20 protein-coding genes are annotated in these 20,521 nt (G+C 73.1%); 11 read left to right on the plus strand and 9 right to left on the minus strand.

Going from position 1 to position 20,521, the window contains the following annotated elements:
* Position 1: 1 nt before the first annotated feature.
* The 4 genes from ACZ573_RS13435 to ACZ573_RS13450 form a co-directional block, all read right to left on the minus strand.
* The gene (locus tag ACZ573_RS13435) at positions 2-934 is read right to left on the minus strand and encodes a hypothetical protein (protein WP_471303035.1); all 933 of its coding nucleotides are present in this window, start codon (positions 932-934) and stop codon (positions 2-4) included.
* Positions 935-946: 12 nt separating this feature from the next.
* Positions 947-1,243 (minus strand): DUF4193 domain-containing protein, encoded by a 297-nt coding sequence (locus ACZ573_RS13440; protein ID WP_030008769.1) that lies wholly within the window; start codon positions 1,241-1,243, stop codon positions 947-949.
* Positions 1,244-1,624: 381 nt separating this feature from the next.
* On the minus strand, positions 1,625-2,872 hold the full coding sequence (locus tag ACZ573_RS13445; RefSeq protein ID WP_471303323.1) for a sensor histidine kinase: 1,248 nt from the start codon (positions 2,870-2,872) through the stop codon (positions 1,625-1,627).
* 5 nt (positions 2,873-2,877) lie between these two features.
* Entirely contained in the window at positions 2,878-3,531 is a 654-nt protein-coding gene (locus ACZ573_RS13450; protein ID WP_030008767.1) for a response regulator transcription factor, read from the minus strand.
* A gap of 245 nt (positions 3,532-3,776) precedes the next feature.
* On the opposite strand from ACZ573_RS13450, the gene ACZ573_RS13455 reads away from it, so the two are divergent.
* The gene (locus tag ACZ573_RS13455) at positions 3,777-3,956 is read left to right on the plus strand and encodes a hypothetical protein (RefSeq protein ID WP_030008766.1); all 180 of its coding nucleotides are present in this window, start codon (positions 3,777-3,779) and stop codon (positions 3,954-3,956) included.
* Positions 3,957-4,114: 158 nt separating this feature from the next.
* Here the strand turns inward: ACZ573_RS13455 and ACZ573_RS13460 are convergent, their stop codons facing one another.
* Positions 4,115-4,918 (minus strand): inositol monophosphatase family protein, encoded by an 804-nt coding sequence (locus ACZ573_RS13460; RefSeq protein ID WP_471303038.1) that lies wholly within the window; start codon positions 4,916-4,918, stop codon positions 4,115-4,117.
* Positions 4,919-4,929: 11 nt separating this feature from the next.
* A complete protein-coding gene (locus ACZ573_RS13465) occupies positions 4,930-6,084 on the minus strand; it encodes a ferrochelatase (RefSeq protein ID WP_471303040.1) in 1,155 nt (384 codons plus the stop codon).
* A gap of 174 nt (positions 6,085-6,258) precedes the next feature.
* On the opposite strand from ACZ573_RS13465, the gene ACZ573_RS13470 reads away from it, so the two are divergent.
* The gene (locus tag ACZ573_RS13470; protein WP_471303042.1) at positions 6,259-7,515 is read left to right on the plus strand and encodes an MFS transporter; all 1,257 of its coding nucleotides are present in this window, start codon (positions 6,259-6,261) and stop codon (positions 7,513-7,515) included.
* Positions 7,463-8,794 carry a D-arabinono-1,4-lactone oxidase gene (locus ACZ573_RS13475; RefSeq protein WP_471303045.1) on the plus strand — a complete coding sequence of 444 codons (1,332 nt, stop codon included), beginning with the start codon at positions 7,463-7,465 and terminating at the stop codon, positions 8,792-8,794. The genes ACZ573_RS13470 and ACZ573_RS13475 overlap by 53 nt, the downstream gene beginning before the upstream one ends.
* A 12-nt stretch (positions 8,795-8,806) precedes the next feature.
* Here ACZ573_RS13475 and ACZ573_RS13480 read toward each other — a convergent pair whose 3' ends face one another.
* On the minus strand, positions 8,807-9,616 hold the full coding sequence (locus ACZ573_RS13480) for a hypothetical protein (protein WP_471303047.1): 810 nt from the start codon (positions 9,614-9,616) through the stop codon (positions 8,807-8,809).
* 522 nt (positions 9,617-10,138) lie between these two features.
* On the opposite strand from ACZ573_RS13480, the gene sepH reads away from it, so the two are divergent.
* Positions 10,139-11,167 carry a septation protein SepH gene (sepH, locus tag ACZ573_RS13485; protein WP_471303049.1) on the plus strand — a complete coding sequence of 343 codons (1,029 nt, stop codon included), beginning with the start codon at positions 10,139-10,141 and terminating at the stop codon, positions 11,165-11,167.
* Positions 11,168-11,234: 67 nt separating this feature from the next.
* Here the strand turns inward: sepH and ACZ573_RS13490 are convergent, their stop codons facing one another.
* A complete protein-coding gene (locus ACZ573_RS13490) occupies positions 11,235-12,080 on the minus strand; it encodes a sulfurtransferase (RefSeq protein ID WP_471303051.1) in 846 nt (281 codons plus the stop codon).
* Positions 12,081-12,256: 176 nt separating this feature from the next.
* Between ACZ573_RS13490 and ACZ573_RS13495 the strand changes: the two genes are divergently transcribed.
* Positions 12,257-13,042, plus strand: a complete 786-nt coding sequence (locus ACZ573_RS13495; protein WP_471303054.1) for a VOC family protein — start codon at positions 12,257-12,259, stop codon at positions 13,040-13,042.
* 2 nt (positions 13,043-13,044) lie between these two features.
* Here ACZ573_RS13495 and ACZ573_RS13500 read toward each other — a convergent pair whose 3' ends face one another.
* The gene (locus ACZ573_RS13500; protein WP_471303056.1) at positions 13,045-14,304 is read right to left on the minus strand and encodes an MFS transporter; all 1,260 of its coding nucleotides are present in this window, start codon (positions 14,302-14,304) and stop codon (positions 13,045-13,047) included.
* Between the two features lie 159 nt (positions 14,305-14,463).
* On the opposite strand from ACZ573_RS13500, the gene ACZ573_RS13505 reads away from it, so the two are divergent.
* Genes ACZ573_RS13505 through ACZ573_RS13530 form a run of 6 tightly spaced genes read left to right on the plus strand, consistent with a single transcriptional unit; the run spans position 14,464 to position 20,258 of the window.
* A complete protein-coding gene (locus ACZ573_RS13505) occupies positions 14,464-15,492 on the plus strand; it encodes an ABC transporter substrate-binding protein (RefSeq protein WP_471303059.1) in 1,029 nt (342 codons plus the stop codon).
* Positions 15,482-16,606, plus strand: coding sequence for a FecCD family ABC transporter permease (locus ACZ573_RS13510; protein ID WP_471303061.1), 1,125 nt, complete (start codon positions 15,482-15,484; stop codon positions 16,604-16,606). Before ACZ573_RS13505 ends, ACZ573_RS13510 begins: the two co-directional genes overlap by 11 nt.
* Positions 16,603-17,439, plus strand: coding sequence for an ABC transporter ATP-binding protein (locus ACZ573_RS13515; RefSeq protein ID WP_471303064.1), 837 nt, complete (start codon positions 16,603-16,605; stop codon positions 17,437-17,439). Before ACZ573_RS13510 ends, ACZ573_RS13515 begins: the two co-directional genes overlap by 4 nt.
* Entirely contained in the window at positions 17,436-18,287 is an 852-nt protein-coding gene (locus ACZ573_RS13520; RefSeq protein ID WP_471303066.1) for a Rossmann-like domain-containing protein, read from the plus strand. Before ACZ573_RS13515 ends, ACZ573_RS13520 begins: the two co-directional genes overlap by 4 nt.
* Positions 18,284-19,306 carry a GHMP family kinase ATP-binding protein gene (locus tag ACZ573_RS13525; protein ID WP_471303069.1) on the plus strand — a complete coding sequence of 341 codons (1,023 nt, stop codon included), beginning with the start codon at positions 18,284-18,286 and terminating at the stop codon, positions 19,304-19,306. The genes ACZ573_RS13520 and ACZ573_RS13525 overlap by 4 nt, the downstream gene beginning before the upstream one ends.
* Positions 19,227-20,258 (plus strand): pyridoxal-phosphate dependent enzyme, encoded by a 1,032-nt coding sequence (locus tag ACZ573_RS13530; protein ID WP_471303071.1) that lies wholly within the window; start codon positions 19,227-19,229, stop codon positions 20,256-20,258. The genes ACZ573_RS13525 and ACZ573_RS13530 overlap by 80 nt, the downstream gene beginning before the upstream one ends.
* Positions 20,259-20,521 lie beyond the last annotated feature (263 nt).

The following is a 20,521-nucleotide window of genomic DNA, read 5'->3' on the forward strand; positions in this document are numbered from 1 at the left end:
CTCAGCCGTGCGCGGAGGGATCCGAGGCCTCCAGTGCGATCCTGGCGGCCTCGGGAAGGGGCTGTACGGGCCGTTCCAGGGGCGGCAGCGCGCTCAGGGCCTCCCAGTCCACGGCCCGCCTCCGCAGGTCACCACGGACCTTCTCGGCGAGTTTGCGGGTGTCCCGCCGGTTCATGATCGCGCCGACGGCGGCGCCCACCATGAACGGCATGAGGTTCGGCAGACTGCGGAACATCCGCTTCATGATCTGCTGGCGCAGTTCGCGCTTCATCTGCCCGCCGAGCGCCGCGTTCAGCGTGGTCGGCTTGGTCAGGTCGACCCCGCGCTCCTCCGTCCAGGCGGTCAGGTAGGCGAGGCTGCGCTCCCCCCGGCCGCCGTGCGGGCGCAGGCCGTAGACCTCGTGGAGTTCGGCGACGAGCTTGAGCTCGATGGCCGCGACCGCGGTGATCTCGGCCGCCAGTTCCGCCGGCATCGCGGGCGGCACGGGCAGCATGGCCGCGGCGCCGATTCCCGCGCCCACGGTCGAAGTGGCGGCGCAGGCGCCCGAGACCAGCTTCTCGGCGAGCTGCTCGGGGCCGAGGCCCGGGAACTGCGCGCGCAGCGTCGCGAGGTCCCGCACCGGAACGCGCGGTGCGTTCTCGATGATCCTGTCGGTGACGTACTGGGCGGCGTCCCTGACACTTTCGCCGCCCTTGCGCACGCCGTTCTTGACGGCTTGCATCCGGCGAGCCCCGGAGCGGTGCCGGGACCCCTCACCGGGATCGGTTTCCGACGGAACCGCCGGGGCGGTTTCGGAAGGTATGGCGGTCGCCGCACTGGCGGAGCCGCCGGAAGCCCCAGGAGCCGTTTCCGGATCCATGGATGCCACCTGCGTCTCCGCCGGATCACCAGATTTCCGGAAGCGGCGCTTCCGAAAGGGTGTGGAGCCAGCCACGGCCGACGCCTGTCAGTCGCAGTCGCGACAGATCGGCTGACCGTTCTTCTCACGTGCCAGCTGGCTGCGGTGGTGCACCAGGAAGCAGCTCATGCAGGTGAACTCATCGGCCTGCTTGGGCAGGACCCGGACGGCCAGCTCCTCGTTGGAGAGGTCCGCGCCGGGAAGCTCCATGCTCTCGACAGAGTCGAATTCGTCCATGTCTGCGGACGAGGTCGACTTCTCGTTGCGCCGGGCCTTCAGCTCTTCGATGCTGTCGTTGTCGACGTCATCGTCGGTCTTGCGCGGGGTGTCGTAGTCCGTTGCCATTGTTCGCTCTCCCCCTCTGGGTGTTAGCGGTGTCTCAGCGCACGTAACGCACGAGAGGCCGGACTTGTGCCCGACCTGAGGCGGAGATTTTGCCTCACATCAAGGTCTGTTACTCAATCGACACCCAGCCGCCCGCCCGAAGGACGATTGGCTGGGATGACGAGCGGGACCGTACACGGTCCGAGGGCGGTCATGCACAAACGCCACCCCGTGTATTTCCCGCCATCCGAGGGGCCGGAAACCCGGACTTCCCGGGCGTTCCGGCCGCGATGGGGTCACTGAACGCACATGGGCCGACACCGGCCACTGTGATCGATCACACAGGACCGGTTGTTTTCACAGGGCAAGCATTCAGCCAAAAGCGAACACGGGACCGGGGTCTCACAAGGGAAGAGTGACACGCATCACGAGGCCACCGCCTTCCCGGGGCATCGCCTGGATCCTGCCGCTGTGTGCGCGCGCCACGGAGCGCGCGATCGACAGACCCAGCCCGACACCCTTGTCGCTGCCCGTGCGCTCCGTACGCAGCCGCCTGAAGGGCTCGAAGAGGTTGTCCACCTCGTACGCGGGAACAACGGGACCCGTGTTCGATACCAGGAGGACCGCCTGATCGTGCTGGGCCTCGGTGACGACCTCGACCCAGCCGTCCTCCGGCACGTTGTACCGGACGGCGTTCTGCACCAGGTTGAGGGCGATCCGCTCCAGCAGCACCCCGTTGCCCTGGACGACGGCCGGAGCACGCTCGCCGCGGATCTCCACGCCCTTCGCCTCGGCCTCGCCGCGCACCTGGTCGACGGCGCGCGAGGCGACCTCCGCCAGGTCCACGGGTTTGCGCTCGACGATCTGGTTCTCACTGCGGGCCAGCAGCAGCAGGCCCTCGACCAGCTGCTCACTGCGCTCGTTGGTGGCGAGCAGGGTCTTCCCGAGCTGCTGGAGCTCGATCGGCGCCCCCGGATCGGAGAGGTGCACCTCCAGCAGGGTCCGGTTGATCGCGAGCGGGGTCCGCAGCTCGTGCGAGGCGTTCGCGACGAACCGCTGCTGGGCCGTGAAGGCCCGCTCCAGCCGGTCGAGCATGTCGTCGAAGGTGTCGGCGAGCTCCTTGAGCTCGTCGTCCGGCCCGTCCAGCTCGATCCGCCGGGTCAGGTCGGAGCCTACGACCCGGCGGGCGGTCCGGGTGATCTTGCCGAGTGGTGAGAGCACCCGCCCGGCCATCGCGTAGCCGAAGGCGAAGGCGATGATGCTCAGCCCGAGCAGGGCCATCAGCGACCGGCTCAGCAGGTCGTCCAGGGCGTGCCGGCGCTGTTCCAGGACGCACTGGTTGATCGCCGCGGTGAACTGTTCGAACGGCTGGTTGGTGCCGCTCACACCGGAGCAGGTGGTGCTGGTGACCTCGATGTTCTGGCCGCGGACGATCGTGAACGGGATCGCGTTGCCCTGCCGCAGGGCCTGCGCCGCCAGCAGGTAGATGATCGACAGCAGCAGGATCCCGGCGATCAGGAACATCCCGCCGTACAGCAGTGTGAGGCGTATCCGGATGGTCGGCCGCAGCCACGGGAAGGGACCCTCGGGCTGGCCGGGGTCCCATGTCGGTTTCGGTGGCGCCGCCGGTGGCGCGGGGGTGGTGGCCACGCGCATCAGATCCGGTATCCGGAACCGGGCACGGTCACGATGACGGGCGGCTCACCCAGCTTGCGGCGCAGGGTCATCACGGTCACCCGTACGACGTTGGTGAAGGGGTCGGTGTTCTCGTCCCAGGCCTTCTCCAGCAGCTGCTCGGCGGAGACGACGGTCCCCTCGCTGCGCATGAGCACCTCCAGCACCGCGAACTCCTTGGGCGCCAGCTGGACCTCCTTGCCCTCGCGGAACACCTCCCGCCGGTTCGGGTCCAGCTTGATGCCGGCCCGCTCCAGTACGGGCGGCAGCGCGACCGTGGTGCGCCGCCCGAGCGCCCGTACGCGGGCGGTCAGTTCGGTGAAGGCGAAGGGCTTGGGCAGGTAGTCGTCCGCGCCGAGCTCCAGTCCCTCCACCCGGTCGCTGACGTCGCCCGAGGCGGTCAGCATCAACACGCGGGTGGGCATGCCGAGCTCGACGATCTTCCGGCACACGTCGTCACCGTGCACGAGCGGGAGGTCCCGGTCCAGGACGACCACGTCGTAGTCGTTCACGCCGACCCGCTCCAGGGCGGCGGCGCCGTCGTACACGACGTCCACGGCCATGGCCTCCCGGCGTAGTCCGGTGGCCACCGCATCGGCGAGCAGCTGCTCGTCCTCGACGACGAGTACGCGCACGTCGTTTCCTTCCTCCGAGCCCAGAAGGGCACACGTGTATTGCGTCGCCCATCCTGCCCGTTTCGGCCATAAACCGGCTGTAAGACGGCTCGTGGAGGGGCTGACGGGGCGGAAGTGAGGATTCCCTGGCCTCACGAGGTTTCTGCGCCCAGGGTGCAGGGGAGGACGAGATCACACCCCATCCACTCCCTGACGGCGGAGAGCCACGTTCCGCCGCCGACCCACGAAGAGGGGGCGAACCCATCATGGACGCATTCACCGCGGGTCTCCTGCAGCGCATCAGGACCACGCAGTCGGACCTCAGGCACGCCCGCGAGACGGGCGACGACTTCCTCGCGGAAGTGGAACTGGCGGAGCTGGAGGATCTCCAGCGCCTGGCCGCCGAACACGGTGTCCCGGTCTCGGCCGCCGTGCCCGCCTGCTGATCCCCCGATCGGCCGGCCTGCAGTCCCCGCACGACCCCTGCACGAATCCTGCACGACCTCTGCTCCTGCACGGCCTCTGCACGACGTGGACCCCGGACGCCCGAGCGGGCGGCCGGGGTCCACGTGCGTTCACACCTGCGTGAAGTTCACACGTGCGGTCAGTCGTGCCAGGCTCCGGATTCCTCCAGCAGCGGCTGCAGCGAGGCGAACACGGCAGGCGTGGCGGCCAGGGTCAGCTCGCCCGAGGCACGCTCACCCGGACGGCCCCCGGTCACGGCCCCGGCCTCCCGGGCGATCAGGTCACCGGCGGCCAGGTCCCACGGGTTCAGTCCCCGCTCGTAGTACCCGTCCAGCCGTCCGGCGGCCACGTCGCACAGGTCCAGCGCCGCCGACCCGCCGCGCCGGATGTCCCGCACCAGCGGGATGATCCGCGCCGCGACCTCGGCCTGGTGGGCCCGCCGGGTCTGCACGTACGCGAAACCCGTCCCGAGCAGTGCCTGGTCCAGCGGCGCCGCCGGCCGGCAGGCGAGGCGCGTCCTGCCCAGCCATGCCCCGCCGCCGAGCACCGCGTGGTAGGTCTCCCCGCGCATCGGGGCCGCCACGACGCCCACCACGCTCTCGCCGCCGTACTCGGCCGCGATGGACACGCCCCAGCTCGGGAGCCCGTAGAGGTAGTTCACGGTGCCGTCCAGCGGGTCGACGACCCAGCGCACCCCGCTCGTCCCCGGGGCGTCCGCGCCCTCCTCGCCCAGCAGCCCGTCCTCGGGCCGCCGCTCGGCGAGAATGCCGGTGATCAGTTTCTCCGCCGCGATGTCCATCTCGGTCACCACGTCGATCGGGCTGGTCTTGGTCGCCGCCACCGCCAGATCGGCCGGACGGCCGTCGCGCAGCAGAGCCCCGGCCCGCCGGGCGGCCTCCAGGCCCACTTCCAGCAGTTCGGCCTTCAGCTCGTCAGAGATCACGGTCCCACTTCCTACGCGTACGGACTGTCCACGCCCGCGGCCGCCGGCCGGGGGCCCCGCGCCGGGCAGCAGCCCACCGCGCACAGGTCATGACTGCGGCCCAGCGTGCCGACCCAGCACTCCGCGGGCGTCTCCCCGCGCTCCCTGGCGGCCCGCTCCAGCACCAGCTCCCGTACGGCCCCGGCGAAGCGCGGATCGGCGCCGACGGTCGCGGACCGCCGCACGGGCAGGCCCAGCTCGGCCGCCTTCGCGGTGGCCTCGGTGTCCAGGTCGTAGAGGACTTCCATGTGGTCGGAGACGAAGCCGATGGGCACCATGACGACGGCGGGCGCACCGGCCGCGTGCAGGGCCTCCAGGTGGTCGCAGATGTCCGGCTCCAGCCACGGGATGTGCGGGGCGCCGCTGCGGGACTGGTAGACGAGCTCCCAGGTGTGCGCGACCCCGGTCCGGGCGGCGACCTCGTCCGCGATCACCCGGGCGACGTCGAGGTGCTGCTTGACGTACGCCCCGCCCTCGCCGTCCTCGGTGTGGTCCTCCACCGGACCGGAGGTGTCCGCGGCGGCGGTCGGGATGGAGTGGGTGGTGAAGGCGAGGCGGGCGCCGGAGCGCACCTCCTCGGGCAGCTCGGCCAGCGAGGCCACCACCCCGTCGATCATGGGCTCCACGAAGCCGGGGTGGTTGAAGTAGTGGCGCAGCTTGTCGACCCGCGGCAGCTCCACGCCCTCCTCGGCGAGCGTGGCCAGCGCGTCGGCGAGGTTCTCGCGGTACTGGCGGCAGCCCGAGTACGAGGCGTACGCGCTGGTCGCGAGCACCGCGATGCGGCGGCGCCCGTCGGCGGCCATCTCCCGCATCACGTCGGTCAGGTACGGGGCCCAGTTCCGGTTGCCCCAGTAGACCGGCAGGTCCAGCCCGTGTCCGGCGAAGTCCCCCCGCAGCGCGTCCAGCAGCTCGCGGTTCTGCCCGTTGATGGGGCTGACCCCGCCGAACCCGAAGTAGTGCTGTCCGACCTCCTTGAGCCGCTCGCGCGGGATGCCGCGCCCGCGCGTGACGTTCTCCAGGAAGGGCACGACGTCGTCGGGTCCCTCCGGGCCGCCGAAGGACAGCAGCAGGAGGGCGTCGTAAGGGGCGGCGGAGCCGCCGTCGGGGGCACGGAGCTGGTCTGACATGCCTCGAATCCTGCCACCCGGCGTCCGTGCCCGGGCAACGGACCCGGCCCGTCCCACTCCTCGGACAGCAGGTAAGGTCACCCTAACTTCCTGTCGGTATTTTCCCCATGCGGGCGCCCTGCCGGCAGACGTAACCTGTCTGAGCCAACCCCGTCCCTTACGGAGGGCACCATCTTGCCCAGTCCCTACCGCGCGATCTTCGCGACCCCCGGCACCAAGGGGTTCGCGGCCGCCGGCCTCCTGGGCCGGATGCCGCTGTCCATGGTGGGCATCGGCGTCCTCACGATGATCACCGAGTTGGGCGGCGGCTACGCCCTCGCGGGCGGCATCACCGCCACGATCGCCCTGTCCGCGGCGGCCGTGGGCCCCCAGGTGTCGCGGCTGGTCGACCAGTACGGACAGCGGCGGGTACTGCGCCCGGCCACCCTGACCGCGGCCGCTGCGGTGACCGGCCTGCTGGTCGCGGCGGCGAACGGCTGGCCGAGCTGGACGCTCTTCGTCTTCGCCGTCGTCGCCGGGTGCGTGCCCAGCGTCGGATCGATGGTCCGGGCCCGCTGGACGGCCCTCTTCCGCGACACCCCGCAGCTGCACACGGCCTACTCGTTCGAGTCCATCGTCGACGAGCTCTGCTTCATCGTGGGCCCGCCGCTCGCCGCGACGCTCTCGGCCGGCTGGTTCCCCGAGGCCGGCCCGGTGGTCGCCCTCGTCTTCCTGCTGACGGGCGTGTGGTGGCTGACGGCGCTGACCGCCACCGAGCCGAAGCCGCATCCGCACGAGGAGCACACGGACCGGTCCTCGGCGCTGCGCTCCCCCGGCCTGCAGGTGCTGGTGGCGACCTTCGTCGCGACCGGAGCGATCTTCGGTTCCGTGGACGTGGCCACCCTGGCCTTCGCCGCGGAGCACGGCAACAAGTCCCTCGGCGGGGTGTTCCTGGCGGTCTGGGCGTTCGGATCCTGCCTGGCGGGCATCGCCTTCGGCCTGCTGCACTTCAAGGGCAAGGCCGAACCTCGCTGGATCCTGGGCATCAGTGCGATGGCCGTGAGTATGATCCCCCTCCTACTGGCCGGGAACCTTCCGTTTCTGGCCGTGGCGCTCTTCGTCTCGGGCCTCGCCATCGCTCCCACGATGATCACCACGATGGCCCTGATCGAGGCGCACGTGCCACACGCGAAGCTGACCGAGGGAATGACCTGGATCAGCACCGGCCTCGCGGTCGGAATCGCGCTCGGGTCCTCCGTGACCGGCTGGGTCGTCGACGCAGCCGGTGCGCAGACCGGGTACGTCGTCTCCGTATCGGCGGGAGTGGCCGCGGCTGCGGTCGCGTTCGCGGGATACCGCCGGCTGACGAGGCCGGCGCAAGGGGAGGAGCCTGCAACCGATGGGGACGGCGACAGCACGGCAGCGCAGCACGGAACGGACCGCGTGGCATAACTGGGCGGGCAACATCACCGCCACACCGGCCCGCACGGTGACACCGGCCTCGGTCGGGGAGCTCCAGGAGGCGGTCCGCCGGGCCGCCGGGGACGGGCTGCGGGTGAAGGCGGTCGGCACCGGCCACTCCTTCACCGCGGCCGCGGCGACCGACGGGGTGCTCATCCGCCCGCAGGCCCTGGCCGGGATCCGGTCGATCGACCGGGAGGCCGGGACCGTCACGGTGGCGGCGGGCACGGTCCTCAAGGACCTCAACGTGGCCCTGGCCCGGGAGGGCCTGTCGCTCACCAACATGGGCGACATCATGGAGCAGACGGTCTCCGGCGCCACCAGCACCGGCACCCACGGCACCGGCCGCGACTCGGCCTCCATCGCCGCCCAGATCCGCGGCCTGGAACTGGTCACCGCCGACGGCCGGCTGCTGACCTGTTCCGAGAAGGAGAATCCCGAGGTCTTCGCGGCGGCCCGGCTCGGCATCGGCGCGCTCGGCATCCTCACCGCGATCACCTTCGCCGTGGAGCCGGTCTTCTTCCTGACCGCGCGGGAGGAGCCGATGGGCTTCGACCGGGTGACGGCGGAGTTCGAGGAGCACTTCGCGGAGAACGAGCACTTCGAGTTCTACTGGTTCCCGCACACCGGCAACTGCAACACCAAGCGGAACAACCGCAGCCAGGGCCCCGCCGCCCCGCCCGGACCGGTGAGTGCCTGGATCGAGGACGAGTTGCTCTCCAACGGCCTCTTCCAGGCCGTCAACTCGCTGGGCCGCGCGGTCCCGGCCACCATCCCCTCCATCGCCCGGGTGGCCAGCCGCGCCCTGTCGGCGCGCACGTACACGGACGTCCCGTACAAGGTGTTCACCAGTCCGCGCCGGGTGCGTTTCGTGGAGATGGAGTACGCCCTCCCGCGCGAGCAGGTGGTCGAGGCCCTGCGGGAGCTGCGGGCGATGGTCGACCGTTCCGGGCTGCGGATCAGCTTCCCCGTGGAGGTGCGGACGGCTCCGGCGGACGACATCACGCTGTCGACGGCTTCCGGGCGCGAAACGGCATACATCGCGGTGCACATGTACAAGGGCACGCCGTACCAGGCCTACTTCACCGCGGCCGAGCGCATCTTCACGGCGCACGGCGGGCGTCCGCACTGGGGCAAGGTGCACACGCGGGACGCGGCGTACTTCTCGGAGGTCTACCCCCGGTTCGGCGAGTTCACCGCGCTGCGCGACCGCCTCGACCCGGACCGGGTCTTCGGCAACGACTACCTGCGGCGCGTCCTGGGGGACTGAGCCGGTCCGGGGTCAGGGCGCGCCGGGCGGCGCGGCCGGCGGCGACGCGTCCGGGCCTGCCGTCGGGGCCGACGGGCCCGACGGGGACGGTGGAGCGGGGGCCGGCGACGAGCTCGGGGCCGACTTCGACGGGGAGGTGCTGGGCGCCGGGTCCGCGGAGGCCCCGGGGTTCGCGGATCCGGAGGGGCTGGGTGCGGGGCCCTGGCTCCGGCCGCCGGGCGAGGGTGAGGGGCTCGGGGAGGTACCCGACCCGGGGCCGCGCCCGCCCTTCCCCTCGCCGCCCGGCTCGTCGCGGGGCGGGGCGGGGCGGTCCTGGCCCGCCGTGCGGGTACCTCCGGAGAAGAGCGTGCCGCCGCCGCTGCTGACGGAGGTGCCGGCCATCGCCTCGTAGGTGCCGAGGCCGCCGACGGCGATGGCGAAGGCCGCGCCGGAGGCGACCGCGGTGCGCTTCCAGCCCCGGACCCGGGTGCCGTGCACGGTGGCCTCACCGAACCCCTCCGTGGCGGACCCCGCGGCCGCGGAGGCCGCGCCCGCCGACTCCGTGCGGGGCGGGGGCACCTGACGGGCCCTGGGCCGGGCGCTCCCGCGCAGCTGGTCTCCGGTGCGCCGGAAGAGGTGCTGGATGACGGGCCCGCCCGCGGTGGCGACCACGCTGACCACACCGGCTCCGAGGATGGTCCCGTAGACGCCCATCTTCGAGGCGAGCAGGGCGGCCGCGACGGTGGCGAGGGAGGAACCGGCGACCTGGGCCGCGCTCAGGTCGAGCTTCTTCTCCTCCGGTGCGTCCTCGACGTCCCGCGTCGCCTTCCGGCCCATCGCCATCCCCGGTGTGTCCCGCCTCTCGCGCTTCTCCTCTTCCACGAGGTACCGACCGCTGAGCGAAGCAGATAGTTCCGTTTCTGGTGATTATGTGAAGCAAGACACCCGAAAACGGACCACGGGTGCAGGTCGGACCCGATCGAAGGCACGCCAACTCCCGCCGTCCGGGGAAAGTTCGGCGGCGCGGCGGTCCACCCAGGTGGCCCGAATGGAGTACTGTGGCGAGCCCTGGGGCCGTCCTTCCTTTCGGATGTCCGGACTCGGGAGAGGGGGCCGACGGATGGAACACGGCACTCAAAGACCGGTGATGCCGCGGTATTGCACGGGCTCCTGCTGCGCACAGTAACCGTTCGGTCACTGTGCGTGCCCAACAGGTAACCGTGCCATAACGGCGATCAAGGGCGCATGCCCGACACGCCGGTTTAACTCGGCAAGGTTGTGGCAGGCTGCACCCGGGCAGGCCACACTCGACTAGCGGAAGCAGCGACGCACGTGACGTCGGCAGGCACCACCCGGGAGGTCCCCATGCCCGAACTGCGTGTCGTGGCCGTCTCAAATGACGGCACACGACTGGTGCTCAAGGCTGCGGACAGCACGGAGTACACGCTTCCGATCGACGAGCGGCTCCGGGCCGCCGTCCGCAACGATCGCGCGCGCCTGAACCAGATCGAGATCGAGGTGGAGAGCCACCTCCGCCCCCGCGACATCCAGGCCCGCATACGGGCCGGTGCCTCCGCGGAGGAGGTCGCCCAACTCGCCGGCATCCCCGTCGACCGCGTACGCCGCTTCGAGGGCCCGGTGCTCGCCGAGCGCGCGTTCATGGCCGAGCGCGCCCGCAAGACCCCCGTACGCCGTCCCGGCGAGAACACCGGTCCGCAGCTCGGCGAGGCCGTGCAGGAGCGGCTGACCCTGCGCGGGGCCGAGAAGGAATCCGTCCAGTGGGACTCCTGGCGCCGCGACGACGGCACCTGGGAGGTCCTGCTCGTCTACCGGGTCGCGGGCGAGCCGCACTCGGCGAGCTGGACCTACGACCCGCCGCGCCGGCTGGTCGTGGCCGTGGACGACGAGGCCCGTTCCCTGATCGGCGAGTCGGAGGACCTGCCGGCGGCGCCGGAGCCGAGCTTCCCCTTCGTACCGCGGATCGCGCGCCTGCCCCGCGACCGGCCGCTGGACCGCGCCCTGGACCGGCAGCTGGAACGGGCCGACAGCAGGCCCGCGCCCGCTCCGGAACCGGAGGAGGAACGGGACACCCTCACCAGCCTGCTGGAGGCCGTCCCGAGCTTCCGCGGCGACATGGTGGTCCCGGACCGCACCGAGACCCCGGACGACGCCGAGCCGGAAGCGGAGGAGCCGCCGGCCCCCGCCGCCTCGGCGGGCGCGGGCGCCGCGTACGCCGACGTCCTGATGCCGCGCACGGTGGCGGGCCACCGGGACCGCCTGACGGGCACCACCGACCGCCAGGCCGAGGCCGACGGGGTCCGCCCCGGGCGCCGTGCGGCGGTACCGAGCTGGGACGAGATCGTCTTCGGCACCCGCCGCAAGAAGCAGGAGTAGGAACAGCAGCAGGAGCGGGCGTGGCCGCCGCCGGGTCCGGCCCGGCGGCGGCCACGGCCCTGTCCGCCTACTGGGGGTCCGGGCCCGTGGCCACCGGGCGGGCCGGGTCGCCGGACCATTCGGACCAACTGCCCGCGTAGAGGTCGGACTCGATGCCGGCCACCTCCAGGGCCAGTACCTCGTGCGCTCCGGAGACCCCCGAGCCGCAGTACACGCCCACCGCCGTCCCCTCGGAGGCGCCGAGCGCCTCGAACCGGGCGCGCAGGCCGCCCGCCGGCAGGAACCGCCCGTCCGGACCCACGTTCTCCGTGGTCGGGGCCGACAGGGCGCCCGGGATGTGGCCGCCGACCGGGTCGATCGGTTCGACCTCGCCCCGGTAGCGCTCCCCCGCACGGGCGTCCAGGAGGATCCCCGCACGCGCGCGCAGGGCCGCCGCGTCCGCGTCCAGCAGCCCGACCGCACCCGGAGTTGGCTTGAAATCGCCCTCCGTGGGAGTCACCCGGTCGGCCGTCACCGTACCCCCGGCGGCCGTCCAGGCGGCCAAGCCGCCGTCCAGGACCCGCACGTTCGGGTGACCCGTCCAGCGCAGCAACCACCACGCCCGGGCCGCCGCCCAGCCCAGTCCGCCGTCGTACACAACGACGGGTCCGTCCGCCGGGACGCCCGCCCGCCGCATCGCCTCCCCGAAGACTTCCGGGTCCGGCAGCGGGTGGCGGCCGCCCGGACCGGGCGGACCTGCCAGTTCGCGGTCGAGGTCGACGTACACCGCTCCGGGCAGGTGTCCTGCCTCGTAGGCGGGCCGCTGGTCGGGGCCGCCGAGCTGCCAGCGGACGTCCAGCAGCGCCGGCGGGCGGGGGCCCGCCAGCTCGTTCCTCAGTTCGGCGGCGGCGAGGATCGCACATTTCGCAGTCATGCCGGCCATCTTCCTCCCCGCCCGGCACCGGCGTAACAGGGCCGTCATCGGCGGGCCGAACCGATCCGGTCAACTCCGCGCCGGGCCTCCTCGATGCGGCGCGGTCGGGGCGCGCCGAGTCGCCGGGAGTGGAAGCATCAGCACCGGTAAGCGCCACGACGGAGGAGACGGCTGACATGACCGAGGCAGCGGAAGCAACCCGGCGCACGCCCGGTACCCCGTGCTGGGTGAGCCTCATGGTGCACGGACTCGGGACCACCGAGGACTTCTACGCCGACCTGTTCGGCTGGGAGTACGAGCCGGGACCCGAGCAGCTCGGCCCGTACGTCCGTGCGGTGCTGGACGGCCACGAGGTGGCCGGGATCGGCGAGATGCCACCGGACCGGCATCTTCCGGTGGCCTGGACGACGTACCTCGCCACGGACGACGCGGACGCGACCGCCGAGTCGGTCCGCGCCTGCGGCGGCACGGTCGCGGTGGGTCCGCTGGACGCCGGGATCGCGGGGCGGGTGGCGATCTGCTCCGACCCGCTGGGCGCCATCTTCGGGCTGTGGCAGGCGCAGAGCCGCATGGGCACCCGGCCGTACCGCGGGCCGGGCACCCCCGTGTGGAACGAGCTGGTCACCCAGGACACCTCGACGGTCGGGAAGTTCTACGAGCACGTCTTCGGCCACGAGGCGCAGACGCACGCCACGGCCTCCGACGACTTCGACTACCTGACCCTGCACCTGGAGGGGCGCCCGGTGGCCGCCGTGCACGGCGTCGGCCGCTCGCTGCCGCACGACCGGGGCCCGCACTGGATGGCGTACTTCGAGGTGGAGGACACCGACCTGGCGGCCGCGCGGGTCGTCGAGCTCGGCGGGCGCGTCGTCGACCCGCCCCGTGAGGGCCCGCGCGGGCGGCAGGCCACCGTCGCGGACCCGGAGGGCGCCGTCTTCGCCCTCGTGGCATCACGGCGCTGAGCTCAGTTCGGCCCCGGCTCCGGAGTCCGCCCGAAGTGCCGGGCGGTGGGCACGAGGGCGGCCGCGGCGGGTACCAGGAAGCAGGCCGCGGCGCACGCGGCGAGGACCGGGGTGACGCCGAAGGCGGCGATGGCCGGGGCGATGAGGGCGAGGCCCATCGGGGCGAGGCCGTAGGACAGGAGGAAGTCCAGCGAGGAGACGCGGGCGAGCTTGTCCGGGGCGACCTCGCGCTGGGTGGCCGTGAACCAGGGCACGTTGAACAGCTCGATCCCGATTCCGGCCACGGCATAGGCCGCGATCACCACGGCCGGGTGGACCGGCAGCATCAGGCTCAGCGGCGCGAAGCCGTAGCAGGCCAGGCCGGCGAAGGCGCTCCAGCCCTGGGAGCGGGGCCGGCGGCGGGCGGTGACCAGGGCGCCGCCGAGCGCGCCGACGGTGTGGGCGGTCATGGCCGCGGCCATGACCCACCCGGTGCCGTAGCGGTCGCGGCTGATGAGGGGCAGGGCGACGCTGGTGGCGGAGTAACCCAGCGCGATCACGGCGGTCAGGGCGCCGAGTCCGGCGAGGAACCAGGGGTGGCGGCGGGCCTCGCGTATGCCGTCGGCGAACTCGGCGCGCAGTGACGCGCGCGGGGCGGGGGCCGCCGGTCCGGCGGCCGGGGCGCCGCGGCCCGGCAGGAGGGCGGCGACCAGCCAGAGCAGGCCGATCCCCAGCAGCAGCGTCCCCACGTCGGCGAACGCCGCGAGCAGTGCCGTCAGAGTGGGACCCGCGAGCGTGGAGGTCCGTACCGCCATGGTCATGGCGGCATTGGCCTGCTGCCTGCGGTCGGTGGCGACGACCTCGGCGGTGAGCGCCTGGAAGGCGGGGCGGCAGGCCCCCTGGCCCGCGCCCGCGAGGGCGGCGGCCAGGGTCATCACCAGCAGCGACCGGCCGAGGCCGAAGGCGAGGAGCGGGGCGGCGGACGCGGCCGCGAGGGCGGACCAGAGCACGACGGTCCGGCGCGCGTGACGGTCCGCCAGCACCCCGCCGACGGCGACGGCGACGAGGAAGCCGGCGGTGCGGGCCGCGAGGACCAGGCCCAGGCCGGCCGCGCCGAGTTCCCGGTGCAGGACGGCGAGACCCAGGACGAAGGGCAGCGCCCAGGTCGCGAGCCCGGAGGCGGTGGTGCCCGCCCACAGGCGCAAGAAGGCGGTGTCGCGCAGGACGGAACGCGCGGGCAGCGGAGCGGCCTTGGGCGTCGCGGGCGCGGGTGTGGTCGACACGGTGTGGTGCTCCTCGTTCGTCGGCAGGGTGCGGATCGCGGTTCGGCGAGCCTCGACCCGGGGTGTTAATGAAAACGATAACCATTACAGTACCCTTCGAACGCGGCACTCCTGCCCGGTGCACGACCACGCCCACGCTCTTCCCAGACCGGAGAACCCATGCGCCACCGCACCCGGATCGGCATCCCCCTCGCACTCGCCCTGGCCCTCGCCACCACGGGCTGCTCGACCGCAACCGGCGACCACGCGCCCAAGGGCGAACCCGCCGCCCGGACGGCGGCACTCGGCAGCTGCGGGCGGCAGTTCTCCTTCGACCGGCCCCCGCAGCGCGCCGTCACCCTGGACCAGACCTCGACCGAAACCCTGCTGGAACTGGGGCTCCAGGACCGGATGGCCGGGACCGCCAACCTCAAGACGAAGATCCCCGCGCAGTACCAGGACGCCTATGCCAAGGTCCCCGTCATCGCCCCCAAGATCGCCACCAGCGAGCAACTGCGCGCGGCCACCCCCGACTTCGTGGTGGCCGGCTCCACCGACCTCTACACGAAGGACCGTGCCGGCACCCGCGAGGAACTGGCCGGCCTGGGCGTCCCCGCCTTCGTCAGCGCGGTGGACTGCCCACAGCACAACGAGGCCGGAAAGACACCCTTCGAACTGCTCTTCTCCGACTACGAGCAGCTCGGCAAGGTCTTCGGCCGCGAGGAGCGGGCCGGCCGGCTCGCCCAGGAGCAGCGCGCCGCCGTCGCCAAGGCCGGCGAGAACGCCGCCGGGGCCACCGCGCGGGGCGGGAAGCAGCCCACCGTCGTCTACCTGTACTCGGTCTTCAACGGCATGCCCTACGTCGCCGGCCGGACCGGCCTGCCCAGTGAGATGAGCCGGATCGTCGGCGCGAAGAACGCCTTCGACGACGTGGCCGAGGACTGGCCGGAGGTCTCCTGGGAGGAAGTCGCCCGGCGCGACCCGGACTTCATCGTGATCGGCGATCTGAGCGAGCGCGGCCGGCCCGGCGACAGCGCCGCCGAGAAGCGCGGCGCGATGGCCGGGGACCCGGTGGTCTCCAAGCTGGCGGCGGTCCGCGAGAACAGGATCATCGAGGTGCCGGGCATCGAACTGGACCCCTCCGTCCGCTCCGTGCACGCCCTGGGGCTGCTGGCGGCGGGGATGAAGGACCTCGGACATGTCCGCTGACCCGGGGGCGGTGGACCTGCTGCTGCCGGCCGCCCGTGAGGTCCGGGTGAGCACGCCGTCCGCGCCGTCCGCGCCGCCGCGGTCCGGGCGGTCCGGCGCACCGGCCCGGGCGGGGCTGTTCCTCGCCGGGGCGCTCGTCCTGGCCGTCTCGGTGGCGGCGGCCACCCGTATCGGCAGCGCCGACGTGGGATGGACCGACCTCGGCCGGGTGCTCGGGGCCCGGCTGGGCCTGGCCACCGAACCGGTGCCGCCGCTGCGGGACTCGCTCGTCTGGGACCTGCGGCTGCCGCGGGTCCTGATGGCGGCCCTGGTCGGCGCCTCGCTGGCGGTCTGCGGCACCGTGCTGCAGGCCGTCACCCGCAACGCCCTGGCCGACCCGTACCTGCTCGGAGTGTCCTCGGGGGCCTCGGCCGGGGCCGTCGCCGTGGCCGTCCTGCCCCTGTCCGGGCCGGCCGCCGGAACCCTCGGGATCACCGGCGGCGCCCTCGTCGGCGCCCTGCTCTCCTTCGGCCTGCTGCTGGCGCTGCTGCACCGGACGGGCCTGGACTCGGTCCGCATCGTCCTCACCGGAGTGGTCGTCGGACAGCTCTTCACCGCCCTGACCTCGCTCGTCCTGATGGCCTCGGCCGACGCCGACACCACGCGCGCCCTCACCCACTGGCTGCTGGGCTCGATGGCCCCGGCCCGCTGGGACGCCGTCGTGGTCTGCGCGCTCGTCACCCCGCTGGGGCTGGCGGCCGCCTGGCTGTGCGCGAACGCCCTCGACGGCCTCGCGTTCGGCGCGGACACCGCCGCCTCGCTGGGGATCGGCGTACGGCGCACCCGGATGCTGCTGCTCGTGGTGACGGCCGTGCTGACCTCGGTGGCGGTGGCCACCGTCGGCGCCATCGGGTTCGTCGGGCTGATCGTCCCGCACGGGGTGCGCCTGCTCGCCGGTCCGCTGCACCGGGTCCTGCTCCCCCACGCGGCGCTCGCGGGCGCGGTGTTCCTGGTGTGGACCGACGCCCTGGCGCGGGTCGCCTTCGCGCCGCGCGAGATCCCGGTCGGCGTGATCACCGCGCTGCTCGGCGTCCCGCTGTTCCTCCTCGTCCTGCGCAGGCGGGGGGAGCTGTGAGGATCACCGCCGAAGACCTGAGCTGGTCCGCCTCGGGCACGCCCGTCGTCCGCGGGGTCGGCCTGGACATCGCACCGGGCGAGACGGTCGGACTGCTCGGCCCCAACGGCTCCGGCAAGTCCTCGCTGCTGCGCTGCCTGGCCGGGCTGCGCGTGCCCGACGCGGGCACGGTGCGCTACGACGGCCGGCCGATCCGGACGTGGAGCGCCCGCCGGATCGCCCGCCACATCGCCTTCGTGGAACAGGATTCCGGATTCGACACCGACCTGCGCGTCGCCGACGTCGTGGGACTGGGGCGGACCCCCTTCCGCGACCGCCTGCGCGGGCCGGACGCCACCGACGGGGCGGTCGTCGCCGCCGCGCTGGACCGCCTCGGCCTCACCGCGCTCGCCGGGCGCTCCTGGAAGGGCCTGTCGGGCGGCGAGCGGCAGCGCGCCCACATCGCCCGCGCGCTCGCCCAGCAACCGTACGGTCTGCTCCTCGACGAACCCACCAACCACCTGGACGTCAAGCACCAGTGGGAGCTGATGGAACTGCTCGCCGGCACCGGGCAGACGGTGCTGGTCGCACTGCACGACCTCACCCTGGCCGCCCGCCACTGCGACCGGCTGGTGCTCATGCACCAGGGCCGCCTGGTCGCCTCCGGCAGCCCCGCCACCGTCCTCACCGCCGAGCGCCTCGCCCAGATCTTCGAGGTCGACGCCGAACTGGCCACCGACGCCCTGGGGCGGTCCTCGGTGTCCTACCGCGGCCCCCTGCGCGCCACCACACCCGTACGCGCACCCGTACCCGTACCCGTACCTCTTCCCGTACTGCGACAAGGAACGTCATGACGAGCCACCCGACCACCGCACCCGCACCCGCATCCGCGCCCGCGCCGACCGTCGACGCCCTCCTCGCGGCCGTACTGGCCGGTGAACACGGCCCGCTGCCCGGCGAACTCGTGGCGACCAGCGTGTTCTGGATCCACCACGGCACCCGGCTGGCCGGCGGCGACACCACCTACCTCAACCAGTACGTCCTGGTGCGCCTCGGCGGCTCCTTCGGCGGCTGCGCCTTCGAGGCCGGCGAGATCGACCCGTCCGTCTGCCGCGACGCCTCGGGCGCCCCGCTCGACGTCCTGCTGCGCGAGGCTCCCCGCCCGCTGCGGATCGCCGCCCTCGACGCGTACCTGGCCGCGCAGCGTCCGCACCGCGACGCCGGAGCAGAGCCGATCACCCTCCCCGCGGGCACCCCCGACGTACGCGCCCGGGCCCGCGACGCGGCCATCGCGGGGCTGCTGGACATCGGCGCGGGCGCCCGGGTCGGCCTCATCGGCGTGGTGAACCCGCTGGTCGCGGCGATCCGCGAGCGGGGCGGCGTACCGCTGCCGTGCGACCTCAACCTCAGGTCCACCCAGTGGGGCGATCCCGTCACCACCGACATGCACGAGGTGCTGGAGCGTGCCGACGCCATCGTCGCCACCGGCATGACCCTCGGCAACGGCTCCTTCGACGCCGTCCTCGACCGCTGCCGCGCCCGGGGCATCCCGCTGGTCGTCTACGCGCAGAGCGGCAGCGCGGTGGCCCGGGCCTTCCTCGGCTCCGGGGTGACCGCCCTGTCCGCGGAGCCCTTCCCCTTCTCCCAGTTCAGCGCCGACCCGACAACCCTGTACCGCTACCGGACGGCGGGGCGGCCGTGACCGCGCCCACCGTGTTCCGCGGCGCCGGGCACGCCTCCTGCCACCACGGCGAGATCCTCCAGGGCGTCTTCCTCGACGCCTCCGGGCGCCGGTGCGCCGGCCTGGTCACCCTGCCGATGACCGGGATGGGCAGCCGGGCCGAGTTCACCCGGCGTCCCGGCACCCCGCCGGAACAGCTCACCGTCCTGCCGGGCGACCGAACGAAGGCCGCCCGCGCGGCGGCCCTCACCGTCGAGCAATGCGCGCCGCTGCGCCGGGAGCCGCCCTGCGGAGGGGAGCTGCGGATCACCGGCGACATCCCGGTGGGCCTCGGCATGGGCAGCTCCACCAGTGATGTCATCGCCGTCGTGCGCGCGGTCGCGGACTCCTACGGCGTGCGGCTGGCGCCCGGCACCGTCGCCCGGCTGGCGGTGCGCGCCGAACTGGCCTGCGACCCGCTGATGCTCGACGCCCGCCCGGTGCTCTTCGCCCAGCGCGAGGGGCGGGTGCTGGAGGCCCTCGGCCCCTGCCTGCCGCCCCTCGTGGTCGTGGGCTGCGCCCTGGGCGGGGGCGCGCCCGTGGACACCCTCGCCCTGCCGGTCCGTACGTACGACGGGAGCGACGTACGCGCCTTCGAGCGGCTGCGCGCCCTGCTGCGGCGGGCCGTGGCCACGGGCGACGCGGCCCTGCTGGGCCAGGTCGCGAGCGCCAGTGCGCGGCGGGGCCAACAGCTCCTGCACCACCCGGAGTTCGACACCCTCGTCGGCATCGGCCGGCGGCTCGGGGCCCTGGGGGTCCAGATCGCGCACAGCGGTGCGGTGGCCGGACTGCTCCTCGACCCGGCGGCCCCGGGCCTGCGCCACCGGATCCGTGGCTGCGTACGGGCCCTGGAGAGCGACGGCATCACCGCGACCCGCGTCTTCACGACCTGTCCTTCCCTCCCGACCAAGGAGTTCCCGAGTGGACCAGCACATCGCGGAGGCCATCGGCCGGCCCGACCTGATACGCCTCGACGACCGGCTCGTCTGCCTGCGCTTTGAGACCATGAAGGTGGTCTCCGCCCTCGCGGCGGTCCGCCACCTGCTCGACACGGGGGTGGTGCGGCGCGGGGACACGCTCCTGGACAGCTCCAGCGGGATCTACGCGTACGCCCTCGCGCTGGCCTGCCACCGCCACGGGATGCGCTGTCACATCGTCGGCTCGGCGACCGTCGACCGCACGCTGTGCGCCCAACTGGCCGTGCTCGGGGCGACGCTGGAGCGGATGGAGCCCTGCGACGACCTGAAACTGGACCAGAAGCGGCGGGTCGAGCGCATCCACGAGATCCTCGCCGAGCACCCCGAGTACCACTGGATGCGGCAGTACCACGACGACATCCACTACCTGGGCTACCGGGCGGTGGCCGAGCGGATCCGGCGGTCGGCGGTCGGGGCCGGCGCCCTGACCCTGGTCGGCGGGGTCGGCTCGGGCGCATCCACCGGGGCCCTCGCCCGCTACCTCCGGGAGGACTCCCCCGACGTCGAACTCGTCGGCGTGCAGCCCTTCGGGAGCGTCACCTTCGGGGCCGAGCACGTCGCCGACCCCGAGATCATCATCGCCGGGATCGGCAGCTCCATCCCCTTCGGGAACGTCAGCCACACGTCCTACGACACGCTCCACTGGATCTCCTTCGACACCGCGCGGGCCGGCAGCGTCGATCTGCTGCGGCGGCACGCGGTCTTCGCCGGGCTGTCCACCGGGGCCGGCTACCTCGCCGCCCGCTGGGAACGGTCCCGGGCCCCCGAACGCACGGTGGTGTTCATCGCCGCCGACACCGGCCACCGATACGTGGACAGCGTGTACGCCCGCCACCGCGAGGCGGCCGCCGTCGACTCCCTGACCCCGCGCCAGATCAAGGACCGGGCCGAGCTCGCGCTCCCCTGGTCCCGGATGCGCTGGAACCGGGCCCCGGGCATACGGCCCGCGTTCACAGGAATGACTGACAGCTCGTGAGCGACCGACAGGTGAGTTCATCTCACCTCACTTGACGTGCCGGACAGATGTCTTTTGTGACACGAGAAAGGATCAGCCGGTGCGAGCTTGATGGTGTGCACCGGGCCGGTCGGGCGCGGCGAATCCTCGGCGGTGTGCTCGGGGCCGATCCTGCCGCCGCAGCCGGCGAGGAGGGGCGCGGCGAGGTCCGCCGCGGGACCGCCTCCCGCCCGCCTCCCGCCCCGGCCGGCGGTCGACCCGCCGGCCGGGGCCTACGGTCAGCC

Source organism: Streptomyces sp. NPDC040545 (assembly GCF_055595065.1).